Here is a 13,309-nt window from a genome sequence, read left to right as displayed (position 1 = left end):
GGTATGTGACATCGACCAGTGAGGTAGCGGGCTACTCTATTGCGCCACCGCCTGTGCGCCGGACAATTCCAGGGGCCCATTCGTCCAGCTCACCAGGGGTATCCCATGGAAAATCTCGGCGATCACGCATTGGTTCTCGGAGGCAGCATGGCGGGCCTGCTGGCCGCGCGGGTGCTTTCCGATTTTTACGAGACTGTCACCATCGTCGAGCGCGACGAGCTGGGCGATGACCCCGTGCATCGGCGTGGGGTTCCGCAGGGCAGGCTCATCCATGCGCTCTCCGCGCGGGGAGCGCAGATCCTCGACGAGTTGTTCCCGTCCTTTCTCGATGACCTGGCTGCCGAAGGCGTTCCGAGTTGGTGCGACGGCGATTTCTCCAAGTTGTCCATCTCGATCGGCGGGCACCAGATGGTGCGGTCCGGAAAATCGGTCCTCGACCCGATCACCATGCAGTACCCCAGTCGGCCGCTGCTGGAACGCGACGTGCGTCGGCGGGTGCGCGACATCGCCATCGTCACGACCCTGGACGGTCACGATCTGCTCGCGCTCACCGCGACGTCTGCGCGGGACCGCGTCACCGGCGCGCGGGTCACCTGCCGGAGCGCCGGACGTGAGTCGGCGCTCACAGCCGATCTCGTGGTCGACGCGACGGGGCGCGGATCCCGAACCCCGGTTTTCTTGGAAGAGTTGGGTTTTGGACGGCCGCGCCAGAACGAGCTGATGGTTCAGCTTGCTTATGCCGCGCAGCTGCTACGTATTCCGAAAGGTGTGGTGGCGCAGTACTTCACGGCGGTGATGCCGGTGGCGGGCCGTCCGAGGATGCTGGGTCTGATCGGATACGAGAACGACACCTGGATGTTCGCCGTCGGCGGGATGGCCGGCCTGGAACCCCCGCGGCAACTGGCCGAGATGCTGCAATTCATCGAGGATTTCGCGCCCGCGGCGCTGCTCGACGCGGTTCGGAACGCGGAACCACTCGGGGACGTGGTCCATTACCGGGTGCCCTCCAACCGGTGGCGCCGCTACGACACCATGCACCGGGTTCCGGACGGATTGCTGGTATGCGGTGATGCGGTGTGCAGCTTCAACCCGATCTACGGGCAGGGTATGACGATCGCGGCCGTCGAGGCCCTGGTGCTGCGCGACTGCCTGAGTCGCGGCACCCGGAATCTGCCCCGGCGTTTCTACCGGGCCGGCGCGAAGAAGGTACGGGTGGCCTGGCAGACGGCGGTGGGCTCGGATCTGGCGCTGCCCGAGGTGGCCGGGTCGCGGCCACTGTCGATGCGGATCAGCAACGGTTACCTGGAGAAGGTGATGACCGCCGCCGAAACGGATCCTGATGTCGCCCAACAGTTTTTGCGAGTGGTCGGCATGATCGACGGCCCCACGCGACTGCTGCGGCCTGGTTTTGTCGGACGCGTGGTGAAGGCCAGTCGGCACCGGCAGGCGCACGCTGTCGCGGGGCGGCCCGAATCACTGGCCTCGGCGTAGGCCTGCGCAAGGTTGAAATATCGCGGCCGCCACGGCCTCCGGTTGATCCCAGATCGGGGTATGGCCCACCTCGGCCAGCGCGGTTACCTTGATGCCGCAGACTTCACCGAGCGTGGCGAATGCCGCGGGGTCGACGCGCTGATCGCGGGCACCGTAGATGAAATGAACGGGTTGCGCCAACACCGCCAGCCGGTCAGCCAGGGTTCGTGCGCCAAGGTCGCTGTCGATCGCACGACTGGAGACGAGGAACGCAGCGAGGCGCTCGGGAATGAAGGCGATGGCGCAGCGCAGTTGGGCTACAGGTGAACAGCTAGAACTGATCGAACTGCCTACGCCGCAGCCGAAAGCAAGCGAAGTGCGGGGGAACGTTCAGAGCATCGGTCTCAATCCAGCCGATTGCCAGATAGTCCTCGCTCCACAATTGCGATTGTAGGCTCGGCAATCCCACATGCCGACGTCTAGAACGATTGATGTCGGCGGGTGCCGCAGGCCAGCTCGAAGTGAATATCGCACAGCGTCTTCCGCTGACGAGGCTGGAAGAAGCAGTCAGCCTCAGTGAAAGCCACCGGATGACGGGAAAGTTGATCCTCTACCCGTCAGGCCGGGTCAGTTGACGTACATCGAAGGCGATTTCACCGAGTAGCAGTTCCGCCGGTTTCATGACTTCGGCCAAGTGCGGTTGCCGACTAGGCCCAGCTATCTTTCAGCGAACCGGTGCCTGCGGTGCTTTGACGGTTCGGCCCCGGCTGTGCCGTCCGGTCGCGGCGACGACGAACAGAGCCTTGGTCATTTGACGCCGGGGATACGGCGCAGCAGTCGCATTGCGGCTGTTGCGATCCGGGCGTAGCGGCCGGCATCGAGCCATGTCGGCGGGCCGAAGGTTTCCTCGGCGTAGGCGAGCGCGGGACGTCGCCCAGAACGCCGCCCGTCATCGAGTTGATGACCTCAAGACGATTCGCCGGGTCCGCGGCGACCACCCGACGCGTGAGGTCGCCAAGGAACGACGGAGTGCCCCGTAATGTGTGGGTCGAGGAATTCGTCAACATGGTTCGCTCCCTTTGGTCTTCCGAAGCCCAACCATCTCGCACCAATTTGTGCGACGGCAGCGCATGGCCGGTACTCACAACTTGTTGGCCACTTTTCACTTTCGGTGCCGCCATCGGCGTGACTAGCGTGGAATGTTGCCGTCTTACCCACCAAAGGAGACAGACCGATGCCTGACATGCCTCCCCCCATCGAGCCGTATCTCGAACCGGCTGCCGCGGCGCTCGCCAAGGCCACGGATCCGCACCCGCGGATCTACGAGCTCCCCCCGGAACGTGGCCGCGAAATTCTCCTTGAGTTGCAGAGTGGCGAGGGCGTGCCACGCCCCGAGGTTGACGAAGAGTGGGTGGAGGTAGACGCCGGACAGTGGGGCACCGTCCGGACCCGCATCATTCGTCCGAAGGGCACGACGGGGGCGCTTCCCGTTGTGGTGTACATCCACGGTGCGGGTTGGGTCTTCGGCGACGACAAGACGCACGATCGCCTGTTCCGCGAGCTGGTCGTCGGCGCCGGCGCGGCCGGAGTCTTCCCCGTCTACGACCGCGCACCGGAGCACAAGTACCCGACGCAAGTCGAGCAGAACTACGCAGTGGGTCAGTGGATCCTGCAGCACGGCGCTGAACACGGTCTCGACGTCTCCCGCGTCGCGGTCACGGGTGAGTCGGTCGGCGGCTGCATGTCTGCGGTCTTCGCCCTGATGAACAAAGAGCGCGGCGGGATCGACCTCAAGGCCCAGGTCCTGCTGTACCCGGTGACGAACGCGGACTTTGACACCCCGTCGTATTTGCAGTTCGCCGAGGGGTACTACCTCACGCGCGATGGCATGAAGTGGTTCTGGGACGCGTACACCACCGACCTCGCCCAGCGGCTCGAACACCACGCCTCACCGCTGCAGTCGACCCTCGACCAGTTGAAGGGGTTACCGACAACACTGGTCATCACCGACGAGGCTGACGTGCTGCGCGACGAAGGCGAGCTGTATGCGAACAAGCTGCGCGAGGCAGGCGTCGACGTGACCTCCGTCCGAGTGGCCGGCATGGTCCATGACTTCCTCCTGTTGGACAGCCTCCGTGACACACGCGCCGCGAACGTGGCACGCCGACTCGCTGTCGAAGCCCTCCGCACGGCGTTGCACGACTAGCGCGCGGCCAACAGCGCGAACGCTGCCCCGGCGACCTTGCGCGGTCGAAACAAAGACCAAATCCATGAGTAGAGAGCCTGGACGGCACCCTTCAGTGTCGATCGGGCTCACATGGTTCTGATGTTGCTGCGGACATTGCGGCGTCGGACAACGATTGAACGAAAGGGTTCGTAGCGTGCAGACGATTCTGGGAGCGAACGGACAGATCGGAACTGAGCTTGCTCGCGAGCTCCACGATCGATACACCACCGATATCCGGCTGGTCAGCCGCAATCCGAAGCGGCTCCACGACACCGACGAGCTGGTGACAGCGAACTTGCTACACGCGAAAGAGACCGATACCGCCGTCGCCGGCAGCGACATCGCCTACCTGACCGTCGGCTTGCCGCCGGATGCGAAGATGTGGGCCGAGCAGCTCCCCGTGATGATGGAGAACACCATCAACGCGTGCGAAAAGCACGGCACCAAGCTGGTTTTCTTCGACAACACCTACATGTACCCGATGACCAGCGCCCCGCAGACGGAGGACACCCCGTTCACACCGGCGGGCAGCAAGGCCCGGACGCGGGCGCAGATCACGACCATGCTCCTCAAGGCCATAGCGGGTGGCCGCGTAGAGGCGGTCATCTGTCGTGCGCCGGAGTTCTATGGGCCTGGCAAGACGCAGAGCTTCACCAACGCATTGGTGTTCGACGCCATCGAGGCAGGGAAGAAGGCGCGAGTGCCGTTGCGTGCGGATACTCTCCGTACGCTGATCTGGACCCCCGACGCCAGCCACGCCATGGCACTGATCGGGAACAGTCCGGCGGCCTACGGCCAGACTTGGCATCTGCCCTGCGACGACGATCGCGTCACTTACGAGGGGCTGCTCGGCATCGCCTCTGATGTATGGGGGCGGAAGATCGACTACTCGGTCACCCCGAAGGGTGTCTTCCTGGTGGCCCGCCTCTTCAACCAAGGGGCCCGCGAGCTCTGGGAGCTGCTACCCCGCTACGCCGTCGACAACATTTTCGTCTCGGACAAGTTCAAACAGGCGTTCCCCGATTTTCGGGTGACGACCTACCACGAAGGTGTGGCAGTCATTCGTGGTCGTTCCGACGATCAACTCGAGTAGACGACCGCGGCGCGGACATCCACGCAGCGCTCCAGTCGGCACCGGCAGTCGCTACGACGCCCCACGGGAATTGGCCTCCGACGCCGACTGCGCCAGTTCGGTCAGCAGCGGCGGGATGTCCATCCGGGCCAGTACCGCCTCGATGAACACCATGCGGTCAGCCGTGGCGGCCGCCGCGGCGAGGGCGTCGGCGAGTTCGCCGCAGGTGGTCACCCGGAAGGTCAGGGCATCGGTGACCCCCAGCGCGGCGGGCAGGTCCGACCAGCGCCACGCGGCGATGTCGTTGTACTCCGCAGTCACACCGTGGATGGCACGCTCCACCGTGTAGCCGTCGTTGTTGACCACCACGACCACCGGCGCCAACCCTTCGCGGCCGAAGGTGCCGAGCTCTTGGACCGTCAATTGTGCTGCGCCGTCACCGATCAGCAACACCGTGCGGCGGCTGCGGTCGGCCAGCCCGGCACCCAGTGCGGCGGGCAGGGTGTAGCCGATGGACCCCCACAGCGGTTGGCCGATGAACGTCACGCCCGACGGCAGCCGATGCCCCGCCATGCCGTAGAACGACGTGCCCTGATCCGCCAGCACCACGTTGCCCGGCGTGAGGGCCTGAGAAAGGCTGTCCCACAACGCTTCCTGGGTCAATGTCGCGTCCCTGCCCGGTGCCTGGGTCTGCATGCGGGTCGGTGCAGGCGGGAGCTCCGGCGAGGTGATCCCGCGTTCGGACAGGATCGCGGTGACGGCCTCCAGCGCGGCGGACATGTCCAGTGGCGCGTACACCTGCCCGGCGATGACGCTCTGGTTGACGCCGATGTCGATGGTGCGGGCCGGGTCCAGGCGCTGGCTGAAAAACCCGCTGACCATGTCGGTGAACAGCACGCCCGCGGTCACCAGCACAGGCGCGTCCTCGATCACCTCGCGCACCGAATCCTCGCTCGCCGCACCGGCGTAGATGCCGACGTAGTTCGGTGAACTCTCGTCGACCAAGCTCTTGCCCCACATCAGGGTGGCGTGTGGCACGGTGTCGGCGGCCAGCAGCGCATTGAGTTCTTTGACGCAACCCAGCCGGTGCACCAGGAAGTCGGCGAGGACCGCGATCCGGTGGTTGTCGATGAGCTCGGCCGCGGCCGCCGTGAACAGTGTCAGTGCACGCGGGCTGGTGCCTGCGGTGTAGCGCGGGAGCGGAGCGGCGGGAGGTTCGGTGGGGAAGCGGGCGACGTCGGTGGCGATCAGCAGATAGCCCGGGCGCTTCTGCTCACGCACCTCCGAGAGCACGCGGTCGATCTCCCGCGTCGCCGTGGCTGGCACCAGATTGGCTTGCGCGCAGGTGATTTCGCGGCTGATCCGCAGGAAATGGTCGAAATCGCCGTCGCCGAGCGTGTGGTGCACGATGCGGCGCGCGCCCTGCGCATCCTTCGACGGGGCGCCGACGATGTGCACGACCGGCACGTGCTCGGCGTAGCTGCCCGCCACGGCATTGGCGGCCGACAGTTCGCCCACGCCGAATGTCGTCACCAGGGCCGCCATGCCGCGCAACCGGCCGTACCCGTCGGCGGCATATCCGGCGTTGAGTTCGTTCGCGCCACCCACCCACCGCACGCGGGGGTGGGCCAGGATGTGGTCGAGGAATTCCAGCTGGTAATCGCCGGGGACTCCGAAGATCTCGGTCACCCCGAGTTCGGCGAGGCGGTCCAGCAGATAGTCACCGACCGTGTAGGCGTTTTCGGACATGCCGCTAGTGTGCCTCGCATGACCAAAAGCGGCCCCTTGGATGGCGTGAGAGTTGTCGAACTCGGTGGTATCGGCCCCGGCCCACACGCGGCGATGATGCTCTCCGATCTGGGGGCCGACGTGGTGCGGGTACGCCGCCCGGGCGGGCTGACCATGCCCGCCGAGGATGTCGACCTGCTGCACCGGGGCAAGCGCATCGTGGATCTGGACGTCAAGGCGCAACCGGACCAGCTGCTCGAATTGGCCGCGAAAGCCGATGTGCTGCTGGACTGTTTCCGTCCTGGCACCTGTGAGCGGCTCGGGATCGGGCCTGCCGAATGCGAGGCCGTCAACCCGCGGCTGATCTTCGCCCGCATCACCGGCTGGGGCCAGGACGGTCCGCTGGCGCAGACGGCGGGACACGATATCAACTACCTGTCGCAGACCGGGGCACTGAGCGCCATCGGCTACCGCGACCGCCCGCCGGTCGCGCCGCTGAACCTGGTCGCCGACTTCGGCGGTGGATCGATGCTCGTGGTGATCGGCATCGTCACCGCGTTGTACGAGCGGGAGAAGTCCGGCAAGGGCCAGGTGATCGACGCGGCGATGGTCGACGGTGTCAGCATGCTGGCGCAGATGATGTGGACCATGCGGGCCACCGGTTCACTGCGGGACGAGCGGGAGTCGTTCCTGCTCGACGGCGGTGCGCCGTACTACCGGACCTACGAGACCTCCGACGGCGGCTACATGGCGGTGGGCTCGATCGAACCGCAGTTCTTCGCGCAGCTGCTTGCCGGGCTCGGGCTGTCGGCCGAGGAGATTCCCGGACAGTTCGAACTGGCCCGGTACGACGAGATGCGGGCGATCCTCGCCGAACGCTTCGCCACCAAGACCCGCGACGAATGGACGAAGATCTTCGCAGGCACCGACGCCTGCGTGACACCGGTCCTGACCTGGGGTGAGGCCGCGGACAACGAGCACCTGCGGGCTCGGTCGACGCTGCTGTCGGTCGACGGCGTCGACCAGGCCGCACCGGCGCCCCGGTTCTCCCGTACGCCCGCCGCAACCCCCGGCACACCGCCGAAGGGCACCACCGCGATAGCGGACATCGGCTGGACCTGACCGGCCAGAGGACTTTCGGCCCTGCAGATTCTGCCGATCACCGGCCAGTATCGAGGTATGACTTCCTCGAGCAAGCCGGTAGTGGTCGGAATCGATGGCAGTGACTCGGCGGTCGACGCCGCCCGCTGGGCCGGTGGTGTCGCTGACAAATTCGGCGCACCCCTGCACATCGTGTATGCGCTGCCGACCGTCGGCGCACATCTGACCCAGACGGCGGCGGCCATGACCGCAGCGATGATGTCCTACCAGCGGGATTCGGCCGATCTGTACCTCAAGGCCGCTGCCGACGCGGTCCGGTCGGACCGGCCGGGGCTCACGGTCACGACGGCTTCGGTGGACGAACCGGCCGACGCCGCGCTCGTCGCGGCGAGCCAGACGGCGCAGTTGGTGGTGCTGGGCGGCAAATCGGTCACGCCGGCGGCTGCGTTGTTGCTGGGTTCGGTATCGCTGGCCGTGGCAACGCGGGCTGCGTGCCCGGTGGTCGCGTTTCGCGGGGACACGGTCACGCCGGGGGATGGCCGTGTCGTCGTGGGAGTCGACGACAGCCCGGCGGCCGCTGCGGCATTGGCCGTGGCCTTCGCGTTCGCGGACAGCTTCGGTGCGAACCTCACCGCGGTGCGGGCGCTGTCGCTGACGCCGCCACCCGCAGCCGGTGTGACGATCCCGTTCCTGATCGACTGGGAAGGGCTCGAAGCCGCCGAGCTGGTGTCACTGGCTGCAGCCGTCGATGCCGAGAACACCAAGCACCCGTCGGTCGAGGCGAAGTGCTTCGTGGAAGTGGAATCCCCGGGAAAAGCGCTCCTGCAGCACGCTTCCGATGCTCAACTGATCGTGGTGGGAACCAGGGGCCGGGGCGCCGTGGTCGGCACGCTGCTCGGATCGACCAGCCTGAACATGCTGCACCACAGCTCGGTCCCGGTGCTCATCTGCCGCAGTCCTGAGGCGTAAACCGCTGCGAGGAAAGGAGATTCGCATGTCCGATGAGCCGGTTCGGCATGGCATCGTGGTCGGCGTCGACGGGTCGCCGTCGTCCGATGCCGCCGTGGCGTGGGCCGCCCGTGATGCCGCGTTGCGTGGGGTGCCGCTGACCTTTCTGCATGTGATGCCCATGGCCGCCGGGCCCGCATACCTCGACATGGGATTGCCGGACGATTACTGGGGTTGGCAACAGAAGCGCGGACAGGAGGTCGTGGCGTTGGCGCGCGACATCGCCAACAAGTCCACAGCGGGGCAGGAACGCCTGCAGCTCGACGCCGACGTCGTATCCGGGAACACGGTCGGCACGCTCGTCGACCGCTCGCGCCACGCCGATCTGCTGGTCGTCGGCAGCCGGGGTCTCGGCAAGTGGACCCGCCGCGTGCTCGGCTCGGTCAGCTCCAGTCTCGTGCGCCATGCGCACTGCCCGGTCGCGGTCATCCACGACGAATCCCATCCGGCGGATGACGCACCGGTCGTCGTCGGCGTCGACGGGTCACCCGCATCGGAACTGGCCACCGAGATCGCCTTCGACGAAGCGTCGCGCCGCGGCGTCGAACTCGTCGTGGTGCACACCTGGAACGACGTGGATTACGAGTTCCCCGACGTCAAGTGGACCGATCTGACGCCTCGCGAGGACCGGGTGGTCTCCGAGCAGTTGGCCGGCTGGTGTGAGCGCTATCCCGATGTGGTGGTGCGCCGGGAATTGATGCGCGACCGGCCCGCACGCCAGTTGGTGGACCAGTCCGACGGCGCCCAGCTGGTGATCGTGGGCTCCCGGGGCAGGGGCGGATTCGTCGGCATGATGCTCGGCTCGGTCAGTGCCACGGTGGTCGAATCAGTGCGGGTGCCGGTGATCGTCGCGCGCGGATCGGCGGAAACCGACAGTTTGCCGGGACAGTAGTAACTACATTCGGAAGGTATGGCCGTTCGCGCATCGCGAGAGGTCGTCTTCGACGCCTCGCCGGAGGCGATCATGGACGTCCTCGCCGACGTCGATGCGCTGCCGACCTGGTCATCGGTCCACCGGCACGTCGAGATCGTCGACCGCTATCCCGACGGCAAGCCTCATCACGTCCGCGCGACCATGCGATTGCTGGGCATCACCGACAAGGAAATGCTCGAATACCACTGGGGCGACAACTGGATGGTGTGGGACGCCGAGGAAAACCTGCAGCAGCGCGGGCAGCACGTCGAATACAACCTGACCCCGGAGATGGACCAGACGCGGGTGCGGTTCGACATCACCGTCGACGTATCCGTACCGCTTCCCGACTTCATCGTGCGCCGGGCCAAGAAGCTGGTGCTGTACGTGGCATTAGACCGGTTGCGTCAGCGCGTCATGGGATTGGCTCAGCCTGCGTAGAACGGAATAGTCGGTGCGGCGCGGCCGGTTGCTGGGGACATGCCGACAGGAATCGTTCTCAGGGTAAATCCCGATGCTGACAACGTCGTCGACGACGCGGTCGCCCAAGCCCGCCGCGCCCATGAGGCGGGCGTCCGCCAGGTATGGCTGGCCCAGCAGTTCGACATCGACGCCATAACGCTGTCCGCGCTGATCGGGGCCGCGGTGCGCGGTCTCGGGGTGGGGACATCGGTGGTGCCGATCAACCCCCGCCATCCACTGCTGGTGGCGTCCGCGGCGCAGACCGCGCAGGCCGCGTCGCACGGGCGCTTCAGCCTCGGGCTCGGACTGGGTGCCCACCACCCCGAGCGCCAGGCATTCGGCATCGACTGGCCCAAGCCTGTGCAGCGGCTGCGCGAACACCTCACCGTGCTGCGGGCCATCTTCGACGACGGTGCCGTCGATTTCGAGGGCGAGCAGTTCAGCGCCTCCCCGCAGTGGCCGGTCCACGTTGGTGGCGGCACGCCGATTCCGGTGTACGTCGCGGCGATGGGACCCGCGGCCCTGCAAGTGACCGGTGAACTCGCCGATGGCACCTTGCCGTATCTCGCGGGGCCCCGGACCGTGGGGGAGTTCATCGTCCCGACCATCGGGGCCGCGGCCGAGGCGGCCGGGCGGGCGCATCCACAGATCATCGCGATGGTGCCCGCGCTGGTGTCCGACGACGTGACGAGCGCGCGCGAGCTGGCCGCCGAGCGCTTGGAGTTCTACCAGAGCATCCCGTCGTATCAGAAGGTCATCGCCCGCGAAGGGCTGGCCAGCGTCGCCGACCTGGCCGCGGTCGGATCGGCCGCCCAGGTGCGGGCGCAGTTGCAGACCTACCTTGATGCCGGCGCGACCGACGTCGTGATCAGCCCGCTGCAAGATGAGCAGGCCGACCTCGAAGCGCTGTGGGCGGTCACCGCCGAGCTGTGAGCGGCGCTCAGAGTTTGAGCACCTGCAGCCGCCGGATCGCCTCGTCGAGAGTGTCGTCGCGCTTGCAGAACGCGAAGCGCACCAGGTGATTCCACAAGTCGGCGTGCGCTGCCTCGGCATCGCAGAACGCCGCCATCGGAATGGCCGCCACGCCGGACCGGTGCGGCAACTCGGCGCAGAACGCGGTGCTGTCGTCATAGCCCAGCGGCCGCGGGTCGGCACACAGGAAGTACGTGCCCGCGCTGTCGTGCACCTCGAAGCCGATCTCGGTCAGTGCCGAACTCAAGCGGTTCCGCTTGCCCTGAAACGACTCGCGCAGATCAGCCACCCAGGCGTCCTCGTGGTTCAAACCGTGGGCGACCGCGGGCTGGAACGGCGCGCCGCCCACATAGGTCAGATACTGCTTGGCGGCGCGTACCCCGGCGATGAGATCCGGTGCGCCGCAGGCCCAGCCGATCTTCCAGCCCGTGACGTTGAACATCTTCGCCGCGCTGGAGATGGTGATGGTCCGCCCGGCCATTCCGGGGTAGTTGGCGATCGGCCGATGCGGGTGCCCGTCGAAGACCAGCTGCTCGTACACCTCGTCACTGATCACCAACAGGTCGTGTTCGACGGCCAGGGCGGCGATGGCGTGCAGCTCGGCGTCGGAGGCCACGGCGCCCGTCGGGTTGTGCGGGGAGTTGAGGATCAGCGCGCGGGTGTTCGGCGTGATGGCAGCGCGCAGGCCCTCGAGGTCGATCGCGAACCCGTTCCCGTCGGCGACGAGCGGGACATTGCGGCGCACACAACCGGCCATGGCGATCACAGGGGAGTACGAGTCGTAGAACGGTTCGATGACCAGCACCTCGGAGCGGGGTTCGACCAGGCCGATGAGCGAGGCCGCGATGGCCTCGGTGGCGCCGACTGTCACCAAAACCTCGGTGTCGGGGTCGTAGACCGTGCCGTAATGGCGGTGCCGCTGGGCGGCGATCGCCTGCCGCAGCGCGGGGATGCCGAGGCCGGGCGGGTACTGGTTGATGCCTTCGGCGATCGCGTCCTGCGCGATATTGAGCATCGCGGCCGGGCCGTCCTCGTCGGGAAAGCCCTGGCCCAGGTTCACCGCGCCGAGCTCGGTGGCCAGCGCCGACATCTCGGCGAAGATGGTGACGGCGTAGGGCCGCAGCCGTGTGACAGTCATGTTTCAAGAGGCTAGTGCGGGAATTCAACGGCCACGCGGGGCGCTTACTGCAGGCGTGACTTACTCACTCGCCGCCGATTCCGCACTGCTCCAGCCCATCCAGGTCGGTGACACGCTCGCCACCAACCGTCTGTTCATGGCGCCGCTCACGCGGTCGAGGGCTGCCGCGGACGGCACACCGTCGGACCTGGCGGCCGAGTACTACTCACAGCGGGCTGCCGCGGGGCTCATCGTCTCCGAGGCCACGGCCGTCTCTCGGGGAGCCAACGGCGCCTACATGAACACCCCCGGCATCTACACCGATGCCCACCAGGCGAAGTGGGCCGAGATCGCGCAGGCCGTGCACGAGGCAGGCGGCAAGATGTTCGTGCAGCTGTGGCACGTCGGACGTATGGCGCATTCAGAGATCAGCGGTGCCCAGCCCGTCGCGCCGTCGGCCATCGCCGCCGACATGCTCACGCACACCCCCACCGGAAAGAAGCCGCTGGAGATCCCGCGGGCGCTCGACATCGAGGAGATCCCCGGCATCGTCGCCGACTTCCGGGCTGCCGCGCGCCGCGCGATCGACGCCGGGATGGACGGCGTGGAGATCCACGGCGCCAACGGCTACCTGCTGCACGAGTTCGCCTCCGACGTCGTCAACCAGCGCACCGACTCCTACGGCGGATCCCCCGAGAACCGGGCCCGGCTCACCGCCGAGGTCGTCGAGGCCGTCGTCGCCGAGATCGGTCCGGGGCGCGTCGGGTTGCGGATTTCGCCCGGAAACCATGCCGGCGACATGCGTGAGAACGACATGAGCGTCTACGAGGCCCTGCTCAACCGCATCGCGCCGCTGGGCATCGCCTACCTGCACGTGCTCATCGATCCCAGCGCGCACATTTTCGGAGTGCTGCGTGCGCTGTGGTCGGGCACCTTCGTGCTCAACACCGGCCGGGACACCGGTACCGACTTCACCCAGCTCGAGGGGTATGCCGAGTGGGGCGCGATCAGCGCGGCCGCGGTCGGGCGTGCCTACCTGGCCAATCCCGATCTGATCGACCGGCTCGTGCTGGGTGCCGAGCTCAACGAGCCCGACGTCGCGACCTTCTACGCGCCCGGCCCGGTCGGCTACATCGACTACCCGACGCTCGCCGACGTCGCCGAGCCCCGATCGGCATAGTTCGCCGCCCGTCTGCACCCGCAGCGGATGTCGATTTGGTGTGGCGTAAGTCTCCCAAC

General features: G+C 66.9%; 13 protein-coding genes. 11 read left to right on the top strand and 2 right to left on the bottom strand.

The genetic code is table 11. The features are described from left to right. The first annotated feature begins 105 nt into the window (after positions 1 to 105). From BST13_RS28795 to BST13_RS28775, 5 genes are all read left to right on the top strand, one after another. The gene (locus BST13_RS28795; protein ID WP_083168362.1) at positions 106 to 1,491 is read left to right on the top strand and encodes an FAD-dependent oxidoreductase; all 1,386 of its coding nucleotides are present in this window, start codon (positions 106 to 108) and stop codon (positions 1,489 to 1,491) included. 60 nt (positions 1,492 to 1,551) lie between these two features. Continuing rightward, positions 1,552 to 1,797 (top strand): hypothetical protein, encoded by a 246-nt coding sequence (locus tag BST13_RS38795; RefSeq protein WP_142282859.1) that lies wholly within the window; start codon positions 1,552 to 1,554, stop codon positions 1,795 to 1,797. Between the two features lie 164 nt (positions 1,798 to 1,961). Then, the gene (locus tag BST13_RS28785) at positions 1,962 to 2,105 is read left to right on the top strand and encodes a zinc-binding dehydrogenase (RefSeq protein WP_083168359.1); all 144 of its coding nucleotides are present in this window, start codon (positions 1,962 to 1,964) and stop codon (positions 2,103 to 2,105) included. Between the two features lie 599 nt (positions 2,106 to 2,704). Next, a complete protein-coding gene (locus tag BST13_RS28780) occupies positions 2,705 to 3,676 on the top strand; it encodes an alpha/beta hydrolase (RefSeq protein ID WP_083168358.1) in 972 nt (323 codons plus the stop codon). A gap of 175 nt (positions 3,677 to 3,851) precedes the next feature. Continuing rightward, on the top strand, positions 3,852 to 4,790 hold the full coding sequence (locus tag BST13_RS28775; protein ID WP_083168356.1) for an NAD-dependent epimerase/dehydratase family protein: 939 nt from the start codon (positions 3,852 to 3,854) through the stop codon (positions 4,788 to 4,790). Between the two features lie 51 nt (positions 4,791 to 4,841). Here BST13_RS28775 and BST13_RS28770 read toward each other — a convergent pair whose 3' ends face one another. After that, a complete protein-coding gene (locus BST13_RS28770) occupies positions 4,842 to 6,518 on the bottom strand; it encodes an alpha-keto acid decarboxylase family protein (protein ID WP_083168355.1) in 1,677 nt (558 codons plus the stop codon). A gap of 18 nt (positions 6,519 to 6,536) precedes the next feature. On the opposite strand from BST13_RS28770, the gene BST13_RS28765 reads away from it, so the two are divergent. Genes BST13_RS28765 through BST13_RS28745 form a run of 5 tightly spaced genes read left to right on the top strand, consistent with a single transcriptional unit; the run spans position 6,537 to position 10,914 of the window. Continuing rightward, positions 6,537 to 7,619: a CaiB/BaiF CoA transferase family protein gene (locus tag BST13_RS28765; RefSeq protein ID WP_083168353.1), complete on the top strand. Its 1,083-nt coding sequence runs from the start codon at positions 6,537 to 6,539 to the stop codon at positions 7,617 to 7,619. Between the two features lie 57 nt (positions 7,620 to 7,676). Continuing rightward, positions 7,677 to 8,567 (top strand): universal stress protein, encoded by an 891-nt coding sequence (locus BST13_RS28760; protein WP_083168352.1) that lies wholly within the window; start codon positions 7,677 to 7,679, stop codon positions 8,565 to 8,567. A 25-nt stretch (positions 8,568 to 8,592) separates the two neighbouring features. Next, positions 8,593 to 9,498 (top strand): universal stress protein, encoded by a 906-nt coding sequence (locus BST13_RS28755; RefSeq protein WP_083168350.1) that lies wholly within the window; start codon positions 8,593 to 8,595, stop codon positions 9,496 to 9,498. 18 nt (positions 9,499 to 9,516) lie between these two features. Continuing rightward, a complete protein-coding gene (locus BST13_RS28750) occupies positions 9,517 to 9,960 on the top strand; it encodes an SRPBCC family protein (RefSeq protein WP_083168349.1) in 444 nt (147 codons plus the stop codon). A 39-nt stretch (positions 9,961 to 9,999) separates the two neighbouring features. Next, complete coding sequence (locus BST13_RS28745) at positions 10,000 to 10,914, top strand: LLM class F420-dependent oxidoreductase (RefSeq protein ID WP_083168347.1); 915 nt, start codon at positions 10,000 to 10,002, stop codon at positions 10,912 to 10,914. Between the two features lie 7 nt (positions 10,915 to 10,921). Here the strand turns inward: BST13_RS28745 and BST13_RS28740 are convergent, their stop codons facing one another. After that, the gene (locus tag BST13_RS28740; RefSeq protein ID WP_083168346.1) at positions 10,922 to 12,091 is read right to left on the bottom strand and encodes a pyridoxal phosphate-dependent aminotransferase; all 1,170 of its coding nucleotides are present in this window, start codon (positions 12,089 to 12,091) and stop codon (positions 10,922 to 10,924) included. Between the two features lie 55 nt (positions 12,092 to 12,146). Here BST13_RS28740 and BST13_RS28735 point away from each other — a divergent pair, with 55 nt between their 5' ends. Next, positions 12,147 to 13,250 carry an alkene reductase gene (locus BST13_RS28735; protein ID WP_083168344.1) on the top strand — a complete coding sequence of 368 codons (1,104 nt, stop codon included), beginning with the start codon at positions 12,147 to 12,149 and terminating at the stop codon, positions 13,248 to 13,250. Positions 13,251 to 13,309: the final 59 nt, after the last annotated feature.

The organism is Mycobacterium aquaticum (genome assembly GCF_002086485.1).
GTDB classification, from domain to species: Bacteria; Actinomycetota; Actinomycetes; order Mycobacteriales; family Mycobacteriaceae; genus Mycobacterium; species Mycobacterium aquaticum.
The sequence above is the reverse complement of the archived record's forward strand: the minus strand, read 5'-3'. Positions and strand labels throughout refer to the sequence as shown.

Coding starts and splice junctions, on each gene's coding strand:
- BST13_RS28795 (WP_083168362.1), top strand. CDS start 106: ATGGAAAATCTCGGCGATCACGCATTGGTTCTCGGAGGCAGCATGGCG.
- BST13_RS38795 (WP_142282859.1), top strand. CDS start 1,552: ATGGCCCACCTCGGCCAGCGCGGTTACCTTGATGCCGCAGACTTCACC.
- BST13_RS28780 (WP_083168358.1), top strand. CDS start 2,705: ATGCCTGACATGCCTCCCCCCATCGAGCCGTATCTCGAACCGGCTGCC.
- BST13_RS28770 (WP_083168355.1), bottom strand. CDS start 6,518: ATGTCCGAAAACGCCTACACGGTCGGTGACTATCTGCTGGACCGCCTC.
- BST13_RS28750 (WP_083168349.1), top strand. CDS start 9,517: ATGGCCGTTCGCGCATCGCGAGAGGTCGTCTTCGACGCCTCGCCGGAG.
- BST13_RS28760 (WP_083168352.1), top strand. CDS start 7,677: ATGACTTCCTCGAGCAAGCCGGTAGTGGTCGGAATCGATGGCAGTGAC.
- BST13_RS28740 (WP_083168346.1), bottom strand. CDS start 12,091: ATGACTGTCACACGGCTGCGGCCCTACGCCGTCACCATCTTCGCCGAG.
- BST13_RS28745 (WP_083168347.1), top strand. CDS start 10,000: ATGCCGACAGGAATCGTTCTCAGGGTAAATCCCGATGCTGACAACGTC.
- BST13_RS28765 (WP_083168353.1), top strand. CDS start 6,537: ATGACCAAAAGCGGCCCCTTGGATGGCGTGAGAGTTGTCGAACTCGGT.
- BST13_RS28785 (WP_083168359.1), top strand. CDS start 1,962: ATGTCGGCGGGTGCCGCAGGCCAGCTCGAAGTGAATATCGCACAGCGT.
- BST13_RS28755 (WP_083168350.1), top strand. CDS start 8,593: ATGTCCGATGAGCCGGTTCGGCATGGCATCGTGGTCGGCGTCGACGGG.